This is a genomic window from Deltaproteobacteria bacterium, from assembly GCA_005879535.1.
In the GTDB taxonomy this organism is placed as follows: domain Bacteria; phylum Myxococcota; class Myxococcia; order Myxococcales; family 40CM-4-68-19; genus 40CM-4-68-19.
The window spans coordinates 109,266-125,249 of record VBKI01000058.1 but is presented as its reverse complement, the minus strand read 5'-3'; the positions used below and the strand labels follow the sequence as shown (position 1 = coordinate 125,249).

15 protein-coding genes and 1 pseudogene are annotated in these 15,984 nt (G+C 66.6%); 7 read left to right on the top strand and 9 right to left on the bottom strand.

The features are described 5' to 3' along the window. Nucleotides 1-20: 20 nt before the first annotated feature. Both E6J58_09370 and E6J58_09365 read right to left on the bottom strand, forming a co-directional pair. Nucleotides 21-974 (bottom strand): ATP-dependent DNA ligase, encoded by a 954-nt coding sequence (locus tag E6J58_09370; protein ID TMB38437.1) that lies wholly within the window; start codon nucleotides 972-974, stop codon nucleotides 21-23. Next, complete coding sequence (locus E6J58_09365; GenBank protein TMB38436.1) at nucleotides 975-1,454, bottom strand: MarR family transcriptional regulator; 480 nt, start codon at nucleotides 1,452-1,454, stop codon at nucleotides 975-977. It lies immediately after the preceding gene. A gap of 63 nt (nucleotides 1,455-1,517) precedes the next feature. Between E6J58_09365 and E6J58_09360 the strand changes: the two genes are divergently transcribed. Beyond that, a complete protein-coding gene (locus E6J58_09360) occupies nucleotides 1,518-1,979 on the top strand; it encodes an NAD-dependent epimerase/dehydratase family protein (GenBank protein TMB38435.1) in 462 nt (153 codons plus the stop codon). Nucleotides 1,980-1,993: 14 nt separating this feature from the next. Then, nucleotides 1,994-2,506, top strand: a complete 513-nt coding sequence (locus tag E6J58_09355; GenBank protein TMB38434.1) for a DoxX family protein — start codon at nucleotides 1,994-1,996, stop codon at nucleotides 2,504-2,506. Here E6J58_09355 and E6J58_09350 read toward each other — a convergent pair. Continuing rightward, entirely contained in the window at nucleotides 2,475-4,418 is a 1,944-nt protein-coding gene (locus E6J58_09350; GenBank protein TMB38433.1) for a PAS domain-containing protein, read from the bottom strand. The genes E6J58_09355 and E6J58_09350 overlap by 32 nt on opposite strands. Nucleotides 4,419-4,637: 219 nt before the next feature. Between E6J58_09350 and E6J58_09345 the strand changes: the two genes are divergently transcribed. Beyond that, nucleotides 4,638-5,168 carry a hypothetical protein gene (locus tag E6J58_09345; protein TMB38432.1) on the top strand — a complete coding sequence of 177 codons (531 nt, stop codon included), beginning with the start codon at nucleotides 4,638-4,640 and terminating at the stop codon, nucleotides 5,166-5,168. 5 nt (nucleotides 5,169-5,173) lie between these two features. Here E6J58_09345 and E6J58_09340 read toward each other — a convergent pair whose 3' ends face one another. From E6J58_09340 to E6J58_09330, 3 genes are all read right to left on the bottom strand, one after another. Beyond that, nucleotides 5,174-5,446: a cytochrome c gene (locus E6J58_09340; protein ID TMB38483.1), complete on the bottom strand. Its 273-nt coding sequence runs from the start codon at nucleotides 5,444-5,446 to the stop codon at nucleotides 5,174-5,176. Nucleotides 5,447-5,532: 86 nt separating this feature from the next. Beyond that, nucleotides 5,533-5,901 carry a hypothetical protein gene (locus tag E6J58_09335; GenBank protein TMB38431.1) on the bottom strand — a complete coding sequence of 123 codons (369 nt, stop codon included), beginning with the start codon at nucleotides 5,899-5,901 and terminating at the stop codon, nucleotides 5,533-5,535. Then, on the bottom strand, nucleotides 5,898-7,046 hold the full coding sequence (locus tag E6J58_09330) for a sulfite oxidase (protein ID TMB38430.1): 1,149 nt from the start codon (nucleotides 7,044-7,046) through the stop codon (nucleotides 5,898-5,900). The genes E6J58_09335 and E6J58_09330 overlap by 4 nt, the downstream gene beginning before the upstream one ends. 78 nt (nucleotides 7,047-7,124) lie before the next feature. Here E6J58_09330 and E6J58_09325 point away from each other — a divergent pair, with 78 nt between their 5' ends. The 3 genes from E6J58_09325 to E6J58_09315 all read left to right on the top strand — a co-directional run bounded on the left by E6J58_09325 (nucleotide 7,125) and on the right by E6J58_09315 (nucleotide 11,763). After that, nucleotides 7,125-8,408, top strand: a complete 1,284-nt coding sequence (locus E6J58_09325) for a hypothetical protein (GenBank protein ID TMB38429.1) — start codon at nucleotides 7,125-7,127, stop codon at nucleotides 8,406-8,408. A 271-nt stretch (nucleotides 8,409-8,679) separates the two neighbouring features. Then, on the top strand, nucleotides 8,680-10,689 hold the full coding sequence (locus E6J58_09320; GenBank protein ID TMB38428.1) for a hypothetical protein: 2,010 nt from the start codon (nucleotides 8,680-8,682) through the stop codon (nucleotides 10,687-10,689). A 60-nt stretch (nucleotides 10,690-10,749) separates the two neighbouring features. Then, a complete protein-coding gene (locus E6J58_09315) occupies nucleotides 10,750-11,763 on the top strand; it encodes a zinc-binding dehydrogenase (protein ID TMB38427.1) in 1,014 nt (337 codons plus the stop codon). A gap of 10 nt (nucleotides 11,764-11,773) precedes the next feature. Here E6J58_09315 and E6J58_09310 read toward each other — a convergent pair whose 3' ends face one another. From E6J58_09310 to E6J58_09300, 3 genes are all read right to left on the bottom strand, one after another. After that, nucleotides 11,774-12,202, bottom strand: coding sequence for a hypothetical protein (locus E6J58_09310; GenBank protein ID TMB38426.1), 429 nt, complete (start codon nucleotides 12,200-12,202; stop codon nucleotides 11,774-11,776). A 46-nt stretch (nucleotides 12,203-12,248) separates the two neighbouring features. After that, nucleotides 12,249-12,596: a hypothetical protein gene (locus E6J58_09305; GenBank protein TMB38425.1), complete on the bottom strand. Its 348-nt coding sequence runs from the start codon at nucleotides 12,594-12,596 to the stop codon at nucleotides 12,249-12,251. Nucleotides 12,597-12,937: 341 nt separating this feature from the next. Then, the gene (locus E6J58_09300; protein ID TMB38424.1) at nucleotides 12,938-13,432 is read right to left on the bottom strand and encodes a DNA-binding protein; all 495 of its coding nucleotides are present in this window, start codon (nucleotides 13,430-13,432) and stop codon (nucleotides 12,938-12,940) included. A 200-nt stretch (nucleotides 13,433-13,632) separates the two neighbouring features. On the opposite strand from E6J58_09300, the pseudogene E6J58_09295 reads away from it, so the two are divergent. After that, nucleotides 13,633-15,690: pseudogene (locus tag E6J58_09295) on the top strand (hypothetical protein). The last annotated feature ends 294 nt before the right edge of the window (nucleotides 15,691-15,984 follow it).

Sequence of the window (15,984 nt, the reverse complement as noted above, 5' to 3'; positions counted from 1 at the left end):
GGATGCTGCCGGTCGCGCGGCTAGGAGCGGAAACGATCGAACGTCTCGAAGACGAGGCCTGACGCCTCGAACGCCGCATCGACGGCGACGAGGAAGCGCTCGGTGTCGCTCGGAGCGGCGGCGAGCTCGGCGAGCGGATCGGGCCGATCGAGGAGGCGATCGACGTCGCCGATCCCGAACGCGTCCGGATCGGTCTGCTCCATCTCGGTCCAGCTGAGCGGCGTCGCCACCGGGGCGCGCGGCCGTGCACGGAGCGAATACGGCGCGATCACGGTGGCCATGGGGTTGTTCCTCAACCAGTCGACGAAGACGCGCTCGCCTCGCAAGGCGACGCGAAACACGACGGTGAGATCTTCTCCGTGCCTGGCGGCGAGCAGCACGGCGAATTTCTGCAGCGTGATGGCAATCGTATCGCTCGAAGCCGACGGGTGGATCGGCGATACGACGTGATAGCCCTTGGAGCCCGTGGCGATCGGCACGCTGGCGAGGCCGTGCTCGGCGAGCGCATCGCGGACGACGTAGGCGGCGCGCCGGACGCGAGCGAATTGGCCCGGCGGCGGATCGAGATCGATGACGAGGCGATCGGGGTGGAAGAGATCGGCGGCACGCGACGTCGGCACGTGGAGCTCGATCGCTCCCTGGTTCGCAAGATAGGCGAGGTCTTCGGGTTGCCGCAGGATGGGATAGACGGTGACGTCCTGGTTCTTGCCACCCTTGCCCGGATGCTTCTTTGACGCCGCGGGGCTGCGCGGCACGGGAAAGCGCTCGATCGACTGCGGGTAATGAGGCGGGACGTTCTTCTGGAAGAACCCGGGACCGGCGAGCCCCCTCGGGTAGCGGCGAATGGAGAGAGGACGACCGGAGACGTGCGGAAGCGCGCGCGGTGCGATCTGCTCGTAGTACGCGACGACGTCGGCCTTGCTCCGGCCGATCTCCGGGAAGACGATCCGGTCGGGGTTCGAGACTTCCACCATTCAGTCCCCGGCCAGCTTCTCGGTGGCCTCTCGCCCAGCGTCTACGGTGCGGCGGAGAAAGTCGGCGAGCACCTCCAGCTCGGCGTCGTCATATCCAGCGCAGATCTCGTTCATCGAGGAATTCATCCCCGCGTAGAGCCGCACGAGCTCGGCGTTCCGGTCGCGCAGCGCCCGGACGACGACAGCGCGGCGGTCGGAAGGATCGCGTTCCCGGACGACCCAGCCGCCGCGCTCCAGCCTGTCCAGGATGCCGGTCATGGTTGCGGGGTGCAGCGCGGCGCGCTGTGCGAGGGCGCTCGGGCTGAGCGGACCATGGCGCGCGACGAGGTCGAGGCAGTCGAGATCGACGTCGTTGAGTCCGGCATGTGCGCCCACCTGATGGTTGAGCAGCGACAGCTGGATGCTCAGCGCCCGCAGCGACTGCTTGATCGAGGCGGTCAGGCGCCGGCGGTCCGAATCGGTTGACGATATGGAACCCATACGTTACTTGTACCGTACCTTCTGATGTACGGAGGATATCATGAACCAGCCAGGGAGCGAGGGATGAGGCTCACGATCTTCGCAGCGACCGGAGGAATCGGTCGGCAAGTCCTCGAGCAGGCCGTCGGAGCGGGGCACGAGGTCACGGCAGTCGTACGGAATCCGGCGAAGCTGCCCCGGGCAGTACGCGCCGTAACCTCGGACCTGGCGGCTCCGGACCCCACGGCGCTCGAGTCCGCGGTCAAAGGAGCCGACGCAGTGCTCTCCGGCCTCGGGCCACGGTCCGCTTCGGAGGCCGGGATCGCGTGGCAGGGCACGCGGTCGATCGTCGAAGCGATGAAGGCAACCGGCGTACGCCGCATCATCGTGGTCAGCGCCGCGCCCATCGGGACCGTTCCGTCCCCGGGCCGCCCGAACCCGCCGAAGCGCGACCCGGGCGACGGGTTCTTCATGCGGAACCTGTTCAGTCCGTTGATCAGAGCGGCGCTCAGGAAGCATCAACGAACCATCGGAATCGCTGACTGACGAGGAAACCAGCCATGACGAAGAGAGACAGGATCGTTTATTGGACGACGACGGGGATTGTCTGCGCCGTGATGGTCTTCAGCATCCTCAACTTCACCGTGTTCGACCACTTCCCGTTCCCTGAAGGAGGCTTCGTTCATCTGGGCCTGCCCAATTACTTCAAGGTGGAACTGACGATCGCCAAGATACTGGGCGTCTCGGCGCTTCTGATCCCGGGGGTGCCGGCGAAGATCAAAGAATTCGCCTATTTTGGTTTCGGGATCACCCTGCTCTCCGCCGCGATTGCGCACTTTTCCAGAGGTGACGCGAGAATCAGCATCCTGTTCGTCCTCGATCCGCTGATCTTCTTCGTCCTGCTGACGGTATCGTATTTCTATTTTACCGCTCGAGGCGGAGGCGCTGCTCGATCTGCGGCAAGAGATTCAGGTCGCCTTGGACGCGACCAGGCCGAGCGCGCGGAGCGTTTCGTGGGCCAAGGGCTTGGCCGGGGCGAACCTACGCGATCAGCTCTGCGATCAACGCCGTGAGCTCGCCGGGCTCGATTGGCTTCGGCAGGTGCGCCTGGAACCCCGATCCGAGCGCCTCCCCCCGATCCTCCGCGCGCGCAAACGCCGTCAGCGCCACGGCAGGGACCTTCGCGCCGCTCTGCCCTTCCAGAGATCGTACCCTGCGGATCAAGCTGTAGCCGTCTCCGTCCGGCATCCCGATGTCGCTGACCAGGACATCGGGTCGCTCGCGCTCGAATGCTTCGAGCGCCTCGTTGGCGGACGCAGCGGTGCTCACCTCGGCTCCGGCCTCCTGCAGGATGATGCTCAGGAGCTCCCGGGCATCGTCATCGTCGTCCACCACCAGCAGCCTCGCCCCTCGCAGGGGCGCCAGCCGCGTCCGCGCCGACCCCTCGCCGGGATGTGGCGCCGCGGCGGCGACGGTTCCGGTTTCGTTCAGCGTCGGCAGCTCGACGGTGAACGTCGCGCCCTGACGCTCGCCCGGACTCTGCGCCCGCACGGCGCCACCGTGTAGCTCGACGATGTGGCGCACGATGGCCAATCCGAGCCCGAGCCCCCCGGTCGAACGTTCGCCCTGCCGGAATCGATCGAAGATATGGGGGAGCAGCTCCTGCTTGATCCCGGCGCCGTGGTCGGAAACCGTGATGCGCGCGAGTGACCCGGAGCGCTCCAGGCGGATGGCGACGCGTCCGTGCGCCGGGCTGAACTTGATCGCATTCGAGAGCAGGTTCCAGACGACCTGCTGCAGCCGATCGGGATCGGCGAGGAGCGGACCTGCGTCCGGATCGAGGGAGGCGTCCAGCTGAATCTCCTTCGCATCCGCCACGCCCTGGACGGCCTCGATGGCGGCCTCGATGATGGCCACCGGGTCGACCTGCCGGCGATCGATCCGCAGCTTGCCCGTGACGATGCGGGAGACGTCGAGGAGGTCCTCGATGAGCTGCGCGAGAAGCTTCGTGTTCCGCTCGATCACCTCGAGCCCGCGAGCGGCGCGGACCGCATCCCGGAATCCGACGCGCAGCAGGCGCGCCCATCCGAGCATCGCCGTCAGCGGCGTGCGCAGCTCGTGCGAGACCATCGCCAGGAAATGGTCCTTGGCCTTGTCCGCCTCCCGCAGCTCGCGGCGCGACTGTTCCAGGTCGTGCACGACCCGTTCGTAGGCGCGCATGTCGCGCAGGATCCCGATGGCCCCGATGAGCATCCCGTCGGGATCCCGCAGGGCGGAAGCGTTGAGGGTGGTCGGAATGACCTCGCCCGAGGCGCTGCGAGGATTCAGCCGCACGTTGCGGGTGACGCCGCGCTCCACCACCTCGCGCAGCGCGGCGATGAACTCGCGTGTCTCCTCGGCGGAGATGATGCGCGACAACGACTGCTCGATCACCTCATCGGGACGGAACCCAAGAAGATCGAAGACGGCGTCGTTCGCTTGAAGGATCTTCCCGCGCAGATCGCTGACGAAGACCGGGTCCGGGGCATTCTTGATCAGGCTCTCGGCGTACGCGCGGGCCTTGTCCAGCTCCCGCATGTCGCGGAGGATCCCGATGACGCCGATGGCGTGTCCTTCGCCGTCGCGGAGCGCGGAGGCGTTCAACGCCGTCGGGATCACTTCGCCCGAAGCGCTGCCGGGGTTGAGGCGGAGATTCCGCGTCACGCCGCGGTCCACCACCTCCCGGACGGCGGCGACGAATTCCTGGGCCTCGGGCGGGCTGAGGAAGCGCGAAACCGATTGCTCGAGAACCTCGTCGCGGCGAAGGCCGAGGAGCTGCGAGACCGCCGCGTTCGCCTCGAGGATCTTCCCGCGCAGATCGCAGACGAACACGGGGTCGGGCGCGTTTGCGACGATGACGTCCGCCGCAAGAGTGGTGCGCACGCTGTCGTCGAACGGCGACTCTCGGCCCAGGCTGCCAAAAACCACGGACTGGAACGTATTCATTGCATCGGAACGTGCGCAGCTTACGGGAGACTGCCCGCCGACCGCGCGGTCGGGGGCTGACTTCCCACTGCGCTCGTCTGATCATCGTGCGAGACGGCCCGCGGCGACGGCGCCCGGACGACCTCCCGTTTGCCGGAGCGCGTTACAGCAGCGCTGAAAAAAGGCATTGCCCTTCAGGGCGAGACCGTAGTATTGCGGCGGTCTCGAGGGGGTGGATTCATGCGATGCAGACTCGTCGCGGCCGCGGCGATCTCCGTAGTGACAGTCGGTCTGGTCCCAGTGGCCGCGCGCGCCGACGACATCGCCACCAGCGTCGACGCGCCTGCAAACGGTGCGGATGGCGAGTGCGTGAGCATCCGGGCCCCGATCGTGACGACGTTTTTCATCGAAGGCTGCACGAGCCCGTTCGGGCTCTGCACCGAAGGAACGATTCCCTCCGGGCCGCTGGCAGGGACGACGCAGTTCAGCGTGCTTTCACTCGGCCCGGGCGACTCGCCAGAGCTCCTGCTCTACGGTGGGGAGCTGGTCATCACCACGCCCGACGGTACCTTGACCATTCAGGACAGCGGTGTGCTCAACACGCTCGACGGCACCTTCTTCGAGATCGAGCAGACGGTGGAAGGCACCGGCTCATTTGCGGATCACGACGGTACGCTCTTCGCACAGGGTACGAGCACGCCAACCGGATTCGAGGGAACGCTGTCCGGACAGATCTGCCGCGTATCGAAAGACGTGTACGACCTCCCTTGACGGGATCACCGCTCCGGCTTGCCGTCCTTGAGCTCGCGCACGTACCACGCCAGCGCCCACCGCTCTTCCTCGGACAGATTGGTGAACTTCACCATCGCCGTCCCCGGGACTCCCTTTCCCAGCGTGTCGAAGATCTGCCGCACGCTGGAACCTTGCTTGAACGGCTCCGTGCTGAAGTTCCGCGGCCTCGGGTCCAGCTTCGCCGCCGCCGACCCATCTCCCGCGCCGGTCTCGCCGTGGCAAGCGACGCAGTAGATGCCGTAGGTGCGCTTCCCCATCTCGAGCAGCACCGGCGACCGCTTCGGCGGCCTGGCTGCCCGCGCGGGCGACGTCACGGCGAGCACCACGAGCGGCAACGTCCAGATCACTTGCCGGGAACCGATCCCGGTGGGGCTGGCGCTCGCACGACACGCAGCGGCGGCAAGTCGGGCGTCCAGTAGCGCGCGAAGTAAGCGGTCATCGCCTTCGCCTCCTCGTCGGTCGCGGGCGACCCGAACTTGCGCATCTTGTCCACCGTCTTCTGCCACTGCCCCTCCGTCAACCGCTGCGAGGTGACGTACTCGGCGGAGTGACAGAGCAGGCACTTTCCCTGCACCAGCGGACGCGCCGGGTCGTCGGGAAGTTGGCCATCGAGGAGCGCCGCCGTCGCCTTGTCGTCCGCCGCCGCTGCGGATGCGATGACCCATGCGGCGCCGCCGAGCGAGAGGCCGGCTGCGATGAGGATGCGGATCATGCTCGCACCTCCACTTTCAGCCGCTCGATCGCATTGTACAGATAGCCGGACGGGTTCCACACTGGCGTCTCCGGCTGCGTGGCGCCGGCGTTGTCCGTCGCACGACACGCGACTTCGTAGCTGCCGGGCTCCGTCTTCCAGGCATGACGGAAGACCCGAAAACCGTACGCGCTGGCCGGACCGTCGAGCTTCGCCGCGGTCCAGGTCTTGCTGCCGTCGAAGCTCAGCTCGACCCGCTCTATCCCCGCCTCGCCGGAGAAGGCCACTCCGGCAAGCTGATGGACGCCCGGCGCGAGCCGATCGCCGTCGCTCAGGGATCCGAGCAGCGACTTCACGTTGAGCTTCGTCATCGGCTTCATCTGGTCGGCGGGAATGGGGGCACCCGGAGCGCCCGGCGTTGCCGGAAATCGATAGGCCGTGTCGTAGTAGAAGGCCTTCGGCTCGTCGGCGCGCACCTCGATGTCGACCAGCGCCCGCACCCAGTCGTCGCCGACCCAGCCCGGCACCACAAGACGGATCGGCTGTCCTCGGGTCGGCGCCAGCGGCTTGCCGTTCATCTTCAGTGCCAGGAGCGTGTCCGGATGAAGCGCCTTCTCCACGGGGATGGCACGGATGAATGCCGGCGTCGTGTTCATGGTCGGGCGCTCCGCACCTTGAAGCTGGATGAAAGCGGCGTCCTTCTTGAGCCCGCCGAAGGCGAGCACATCCTTGAAGCGGACTCCCGTCCACTCCGCGTTGCCCATGGCTCCGTACCGCCACTGGACGCCCGGCACATGCGGCGTGAACAGCGCGCGACCGTTCCCCGCGCATTGCAGCACCGCCTCCACGGTGACCTGGGGCATGCGCTGCAGATCGGCCAGGGAAAGCGACAGCTCCTTCTCCAACAGGCCGTGCACTTTCAGGCGCCACTTCGCGACGTCGATCTTCGGCAGGTCGAAGTGGTTGCGCAGGTAGAACCGCTCGACCGGGGTGATCCGCGTGGTGAACGTCGAGCGCACCGACTCGTAGTTGGGCGGCCGTTCCGTCATGCGGATGAGGTCCGCCCTCCCCTTGGCATGCGCGAGAGTCGGAACCTTCACCCAGCAGGCGAAGGCGGCGGCACCGGACAGCGACGATTTCAGGAATTGCCTGCGATCCAGCGTCATGGCTGGCCTCGGCTACCTGCGGAGGTCGTCTGATTCCAGACGCCCCAAATAGCGCGACTTCGCCCTGCAGATCAAACTATGCTCCTCGGCATGCGGGCGTCCGCGGTCATCTGCGCCATCGTCATCTGCGGCTGCGGTTCCAACGCCGACCGGGTGCCCACCTGGCACCGCGACGTCCGCCCCATCGTCACGCAGAGTTGCAGCGGCTGTCACAGCACCGGGTCCATCGCGCCTTTTCCGTTCGAGTCCTATGCCGATCTCTTCGGCCGGCAGCAGCTCATTCGCGAGCAGGTCACGTCCCGCCGGATGCCGCCCTGGCCACCGGCGCCGGGGTGCACGGAGTACGACGACGATCGCTCCCTCTCCGAGAAGGACCGCACCACGCTCCTCACCTGGCTCGACCACGGAGCGCCGGAGGGCAATCCGGCCGATGCGACACCCGTCTCCTCCCCACCGCCCGGTGGCCTGTCGCGCGTCGACCGCGACCTGAGAGTCGCGGCGCCGTACACGCCGGTGCAGGTTCCCGACGAGTACCGTTGCTTCCTGCTCGACTGGCCGGAATCCGCAAGACGCTACGTCACCGGCTTCGTCGCGAAGCCGGGAAACGCTGCCATCGTCCATCACGTGCTGGTCTTTGTCGCTCCTCCCGGCCAGGTCTCGCAGTTCCAGGCGCTCGACGATGCGGACCCTTTGCCCGGATACACGTGCTTCGGCGGCCCTGGCGGTGTCGTGCCGACGCTCGGCGGCTGGGTCCCGGGGAGCCGCGGCGGCGACTTTCCGGCGGGCACCGGGGTGCCCATCGATCCCGGCTCGAAGATCATCCTGCAGGTCCACTACAACCGGCCGAGGGACGGAGCCTCCGACCAGACTTCGCTCCAGCTCAAGCTCGACGATGCCGTGCAGCGGCAGGCCTTCGTTCTCCCTTGGGCGGATCCATCCTGGCTGAGCTCGCACACGATGAACGTTCCCGCTGGGCAGCCGGACGTCAGTCACGCATTCACATTCGCGCCGGGTTCCTATCTCGGCTTGATTACGAGCGGCGCCATCCCCGCCGGCCCGTTCACCGTCTACGGCGCCGCCACGCACCAGCACCTTCGCGGCACCCACAACCGCCTCGAGATCCAGCGCGCCGGAGGGAGCCACGAGTGCCTCCTGGACATTCCTCGCTGGGACTTCCACTGGCAGGGCTCGTACGCCCTGAAGACCCCGACGCGGGTGCAGATGAACGACAGCCTCTCCATCGAGTGCCACTGGGACAACAGCGCGGCGCACCAGCCCGACGGCCGTGCTCCGCGCGATCTCAACTGGGGCGAAGGCACCGACGACGAGATGTGCATCGGCTTCCTCTACATCACGCAGTGACGGCCCACGCCGGCAGCACCTCGATTCCGCGCGGGCGGCAAAAATGCGCGCCGACCTAGGTCGCAGCCCACGCGACCTCTGAAGCGCTCTGCGATGGGTCTGCTCAACGCCACAAGCTGTTGGTCTCGCGCCCGATCCCGCCTTTGACGCGGTACATCCATCCGGATCGCGACGAGCCGCGTCTTGATCTTTTCCCGCTGCGCTCGCTTCGCTTCCGCGCGCAACGGGGGGCGATCCGCCATCCGAAAACGGCCACTCGAAGGAGGGAGCGATGGCTTCTGACGGCAAGAGATATCCCGGTTCGCGTGAAGAAGATGCGTGGCTGAGCGACGAGCAGCTCGATCATGTCGCGCCCGCGGAGAGCGAGCCGTTCCAGGCGCCGATCCCGACGCGGATGATCTCCAACGGCGAGTACATGCCGCATCCGCAAACGGAGAAGCAGAAACATGTCGAGGCCCGGATCAAGGAGCTCGCCGACAAGGCATCCAAAAAGCTCGGGGTCAGCCGGCGCGATTTCCTCTCAGGCTCGGGAGGCATGGCGGCGTCGCTGCTCGCCATCAACGACGTGTTCGGAACAAAGTTCTTCAAGGTCAGCCCGGTCGAGATGTTCGAGCCGGCGGCGTTCAGGGAGAACGGGGCGCCGGCGAACCTGTTCGTTTTCGACGATCAGACGCACATCGTCCGGTCGAGCACCAACAACCCGCAGGGGCTGCGGGCGCTGGCGCAGGGGCCGGGGTCGGTCTCGACAGGGGCCGGGTTCTTCCCGAGCCCGACGAGACCGTTCGGCAATCCCAACAACGGCACGGGCGGAAACCCGGGCGGCGTCGATGAGTTGGGCAGCCCGTGGACCCCGTGGAATCCCGGGCAGCTCGGCCCCGACTCCCCGCCCAACCCCGGACCGCCCACCACCGACGCCGGCGAGTTCCACCTCGGCCAGTACATCAACCGGATGTACCTGCAGGCGCAGACCAGCGTGTCGATCATCAGCAACGCGAACATCGCCCTCTTCACACCGCCGGGCGGAGGCGTTCCGGGCCCAGCGAGGAAGATCACCGAGAGCCTCGGCAGTGAAATCCTGACGGGGTGGCAGACGGCGCAGTGCCGGGACTTCATCAATGCGCTCGCCGGCTCCACACGTGCCCTCGCGCACGCGCAGATCTATCCGGGCGCGGGCAACCTCGTCGACCCGGACTTCGGCGACTACACGCAGTGGCAGATCGAGAACATGCACCCCGACTCGTGGAAGGGCTACAACATCGCCTTTGCCGCGAGCGGCGCGCCCGGCGCCCAGTTCGGCAGGTGGCGCCTCGACGACGAGGACATCGCGTATCCCACCTACGGGATCATCGACGCCAACAAGGATCAGCTGAAGAAGCACCCGGGCTTCAACAACATCTGCATCCACAAGGGATTGTCAGCGTCGGTCGGTCCGAATGGAACGCAGCCCGGCGGAAGCAACAACATTCCGCAATTCGGCAACCCGGACGACATGGTGAAGGCGGCTTCGGATTGGCCTCAGTTCAACTTCATCATCTACCACTCGTGCATCCGGCCGTCGTTCTGGGTCCTGCAGGCATTGCAGGACATCAAGAACACTGCCTTGGCGATGCCGCCGACGACGCTGACGGACAGCCGCGGCCACACCGTGCCGAACATCCGCTGGACCACGCAGTTCGCGCAGATCGCGGCCGGCAAGTACGTGCAAGGGGCGGAGCCGTTCTCGAACTCGCCGGCGAGCACGCGGCGGCTCCCCAATGTCTACGCGGAGCTTGGCACCACGATGGCGTCGATGATCGTGACCTTCCCGACGGTCTGGGCCCACCTCATCGGCCAGCTGCTCTACTACATGGGCGAGAACAACATCGTCTTCGGGTCCGATTCTCTCTGGTATGGCGGACCGCAGTGGCAGATCGACGCGCTGTGGCGGTTCCAGATGCCGGACGAGCTCCAGCACAAGTGGGGGTATCCGGAAGTGACGGAATCGGCGAAGCGGAAGATCCTTGGTCTGAACAGCGCGCGCCTGTATGGACTCCCCGCGGCTGCCAAGCCCCTCGGCACTGACGAAGGCGTCTACAAGCAGGGCAGGCTGGCGAACTACGCTCTCTACATGCAGTCGGGGAGCGCCATCGACAACGCCCTGAGAGGCCCCGGTTACCCGACCCCGATCGTTCCGGTGGCCCTGCTCCCCGACGACAAGCTGACGAAGATGAAGAAGCAGTACGCCGAAATGGGCGGCGGGAGGGACAACACCCGCTTCGGCTGGATGCGCACGAAAGGGTAGTTCGCCGCATCGCCATGGTGGGCGGTGCATCTCCACAGGATCCAAGGAGAGGAGCCCACCATGGCGAAGATGATGCGAGCGGTGCAGGTGTCGAAACCCGGCGGTGCCTTCGAGCTCGTCGAGCGCGAGTTGCCGGAACCGGCGCCGAACCAGATCCGCGTCCAGGTGGAAGCGTGCGGCATCTGTCACAGCGACGCGCTGGTCAAGATGGGGGCCTATCCGGGTCTCAAGTTGCCGCGCGTTCCCGGCCACGAGATCGCCGGACGCGTCGACAAGGTCGGCGCCAACGTGACGCAGTGGAAGAGGGGCGACCGGGCAGGTGTCGGCTGGCACGGCGGCCACTGCTTCGTCTGCAATGCCTGCCGCAAGGGACTCTTCCTCAACTGCGAGCGGGCGCAGGTAACGGGCATCAGTTTCGATGGCGGTTACGCAGAGTACGTCGTCGTCTCGCACGAAGCCGCCGCGCGGATCCCCGAGAAGCTCGACGCCAAGGACGCCGCTCCCCTGCTCTGCGCTGGCATCACCACCTACAACGCGCTCCGCAACAGCGGCGCGCGTCCGGGGGACACCGTGGCCGTCCAGGGCATCGGCGGCCTCGGACACCTCGCCATCCAGTTCGCCGCGCAAATGGGTTTCCGGACTGTCGCGGTCTCGCGTGGCGCCGACAAGAGGGAGCTCGCGCAGCAGCTCGGCGCGCACGAGTACGTCGACACCGCCGACGGTGCCGCCGCCGCAGGACTGCAAGAGCTTGGAGGAGCGGACCTCGTGCTGGCGACCGCGCCGAACAGCGAGGCCATCGCCGGCACCGTCGAAGGCCTCAAGCCCCGCGGGAAACTGCTCATCGTTGCCGCACCGTTCGAGCCGCTGAAGCTCTCGGCCCTCACGCTGCTCAGCGGCAAGAGCATCGCGGGATGGCCAAGCGGCAGCTCGATCGACTCCGAGGAAACGATGGCATTCAGCGTGCTCACCGGAGTCCGTCCCCGCATCGAGGTCTTCAAGCTGGAGCAGGCGGAGCAGGCGTTCGGGAAGATGATGGAAAACCGCGTCCGCTTCCGCGCGGTGCTGACGCCCTGACGAGGCGGGCTCAGTGGTGCACGTGGCCCACGTCGGGTTCCCGCTCCACGGTGACCCGGATGCGGGCCAGGCCTTTGACCATCGCGCAGGCGTCGATGTCGGGCGCCTCGCATTCCACCTTGCCCGTAAGGAGCAGCCGGACCGGTCCGCCTTTGGAAAGGGGCAGCGGCGCATCGCCCTTGCGGTAGACGAGCATCGCCCGCTCGAGCAGAGGCTGTAGCGGGACCGAGATGGCGAACTTGCCGTCGCCGGAGGCCAGGGTCGCGAATCGCCCCGAAGGCCTGAGCCCGGACTGCGCGAGGACGTCGCGCAGCCAGACCGCGGAGCCGTCGCGTCCCGGTACGACCTTCGAGACGTCGTCGATCTGCACCGGCAGCATTCGCAGGTCCGTCGGATCGATCGAGCGCGGCCCGTCCAGCTCGCCTTCGATGATCAGCATCCCGCAGCGCCTCCTGGCGGCCGCGGAGTATAGAACAGCAAGGCGCTCAGTCGTCGCGGCTGCGCCTCGTCGACGCCGTCTTGCGCCGGTGCGTCCCTCGCGCGACGGTCGTATCCCCAGCGCCTGCGCGCGAAGGGCCCGCGGGCGCGATCGAGTCGCTGCCCTTGCCCTCTGACGCGTCGAACGGCAGGCGGCGCCGAACTGCGATCCACGCGTCGGAGCTCTGGCGTCGCATCGTGGCCCAGACGGCCGAAGTGCGGCGTCGGATCGTGCTCCAGACGCCGCTCTTCATGTGCCGCTCGATCTTCGTCCAGGAATCCAAAAGCGGCTGCCGCCGCGTCGCGACGCCCGCACCGAGGCCGGCGACAATCAAGGCGACGACCGCGCCGATCACGATGCGTCGCGAGGCCCCGTTCCTGATCGGGCGCGGGCGCGACGCGTTTTCCTTCTGCGGCTTTTTGGGGGCGGTTCCGGCGCCCGCTGTGTCACCGCGCCAAGGCACGTCGGAGACGAGAAGGCGCCGGCACGCCGCGCAGAGACCCCGGTCGCCCGGAGTCGGCGTATGCAAAGCACCGCAGCTGGAACACCCAACGACGGAGGATGGTGTGTTCATCCTCCGAATGGTACCCGGAAGGCGGCTGACGATTCTCTGCGAGCGCGTGCGATGCCGCCCCACGGCTGCCCACCGTTGCCGCCGTTTACCGCCGGGCAGCCGACGGATCCGCGCCTCGAGGCTTAGCGCGACCGCGCGCGCGTCCGCGCCGCCTTGCGCGCCGCCGCGCGGCGCCCGGCCGGGCCCTTGGTCCGCACCGCCTTCTTCGCCGCCGCCCGCCGCGACTTCGGGCCGCGCCGCATCGCCGCGCCGTGCGCCTGCCTCGCGAGTGCCGACCGCGATGCCGAGGAACGCGGCTCCCGCTTCAGCGCGCGTCGCACCGCCCGAGACCGCCTTGCGGACGGCCGCCTCCGCCGCCTCCCCTTGGCGACGTCGCGCGCGGCCTTGCGTCGGGTTTGCGGCGATGCCTTCCCCGCTCTCGGCGCCTGGAGCTTCACGCCCGCTCGCCGCGCCTTCGACAGGCCGATGGCGATCGCCTGTTTGGGCGATCGCGCGCCGTGCTTGCCTTCACGGACGTGATGCATCTCCTCGCGGACGAACTCGCCGGCCTGTGTCGACGTCGACTTGCCCTGCGCTGCGTCCTTGTGCGCGCGCTCGATGGTTTCCTTCTCTGGCATGGTGCATCGCCTCCGGCCGCAAGGTACGCACTCGGTCGAGGCGCAGCACGCCATCCGCCGCACAGACGTAAAATTACATGTACGACGGATGCCGGATCTTCCATTTCGCTTTGTTTCTCGCCTGACGCGGGGCCACTTGACCGCTCGCCGCGCGCGGGCGTACCGGTCGCGCGATCCGGGGACATCGGGGGAGGGAACTCATGACACGTACGGGACCGATCTTCGGTTGCGGCGCGATGCTCGCGTTCGCGATTTGCTTCATTCCCGCAGCGCCGGCACAGGCTCGCATCACCAGAATCCAGATCACCGCGGTGGAATCGCCGACCTTCGGCCGCTACTCGTGGCCGGGAGTCGGCCAGTACGAGAAGATCGTCGGTAAGGCGTTTGGCGAAGTCGACCCGACCGGGCCGCTGAACTCCGTCATCGTCGACATCGGCCTCGCGCCGCGAAATATGAAGGGCTACGTGGAGTACTCGTTCGACTTCTACATCCTCAAGCCCATCGATCTGACCAAAGGCGCCCACAAGGTGATGTATGAGCCACCCAATCGTGGTGGCAAGACGTGGACTGGGTTGGGCCGCGTCAGCGGGGGCGTGACAAACGATCCCGGTTCGACGATCACCGACTCGACGGTCCTGGCGAATTCATTCCTGATGCCGCGCGGATATACGATGGTCTGGAGCGGGTGGGATTTTGCGGCCGGCACCAGCACGGCAAACTTCAACACGACGATCACGCTGCCGATCGCGAAGTACCCGGATGGCTCTACCATCACCGGACCGGCGTTCGAGTACATCGTCAGCCCGGGAGCCTCGTATCAGCTGAATTATCCGGCAGCGACCCTCGACAAGAGCCAGGCGACCCTGACCCATCACGTTCACCTCGGCGACGCGCCAGCCGTGGTTCCGAGTTCTGGCTGGACCTACAATGCGGCCGGAACCGCCATCAGCCTCGTCGGATCGAGCTTCCTCGCAAACGACATCTACGAATTTTCGTACACGGCCAAAGACCCGACGGTGAACGGGCTCGGCTTTGCCGCCATCCGCGATTGGAATGCCTGGCTCCGCTACGAGCTGTCGGATGATTCCGGCACCGCCAATCCGTTGGCCGGCGACATCACCCGCATCTACACCGAGATCGTCTCGCAACCCGGCCGCCTGCTCAACGACTTCAGGCACCTCGGGTTCAACCAGGCCGAGAACGGCAAAAAGGTGTTCGACGGCATGATGCAGTGGATCGCCGCGGGAGACGGCATCAACATGAACTACCGGTTCTCCCAGCCGGGCCGCACCGAGCGCAACCGCCAGGATCATCTTTTCGTCGAGGGCGTGTTCCCGTTCGCGAACGTGATGACCCACGACCCCATCAGCGGCAAGACCGACAGCCGATATGCGAAGTGCGAAGCGAGCGGCACCTGCCCCTTCGGCGCCGAGATCTACTCCGCGAATGAATACTGGGTGAAAGCGGCGTCGCTGCTCCATACCGACCCGACCGGCACGGTCGATCTGCCCGATTCGCCGTTCACGAGGAACTACTTCATCTCCAGCCACCAGCATGGCACGGGCAACGGCGCAAGCCGAGGAGCCTGCCAGCAGTCCCAAAACCCGCTCAACTCGGCGCCGGTGCAGCGGGCATTGTTCATCGCGCTTGACGACTGGACCAACGGAATCCTGCCGCCGCCGAGTCGCGTCCCCAGGTTGGACAATGGCACCCTGGTGCCGCCGCTGCCGCAATCGGGCATGGGCTTCCCGGATATTCCGGACCCGTTCACGCAGCTCAATCACACTCCGAATGGGCTCGTCACTTATACCGGCCTGAAGACGACGCGCTACCTGTTTGACTATGGGCCGAATTTCTACCAAACGGGCATCGCCACGATCAACCCGCCCGTGATCGATGTTCGGACTCCGGCTCAGTCCACTTACCAGGACAACCCGGCCAACGGCCCCATCTATCCAAGCTTCATTCCTAAAACGGATGGCGACGGTAACGACATCGCCGGCGTGCGCCTGGTGGACGTCACGGTGCCTCTCGCCACGTATACCGGCTGGGCGCTGCGCGCCGGTGCGCAGGCGAACGACGGCTGCGAGGGTTCCGGGCAGATGATTCCGTTTGCGGCGACCGCCGCGGACCGGGCAACCAACGACCCACGTCAGGCCGTTGGGGGGGAGAGGTACCCGTCCTATGGCAACTACTATCACAAGATCTCTGCCGCACTCGATCGGATGGTCGCCGATCGATTGATGCTCCCGGAAGACGTCAACAGCGAGTTCAATCGACTGATCTCGAACGGCCTCGCAAGGGGCGTCCCCGTGAACAACCCACCCATCGCCAATTGCCAGAACGTCACGGTTGCCACACCGCAGTCCACGTGCTCCGCAACGGCGTCCGTGGACAATGGATCATTCGACCCGGACAAGGATCCCTTCGTAGTCACGCAGACGCCGGCAGGTCCCTATCCGCTCGGCGCTACCGCGGTCAGTCTGAAGGCTACCGACGAATTCGACTCAGCCGCATCTTGCGCGGCAACGGTCACGGTCGTCGACAGGACC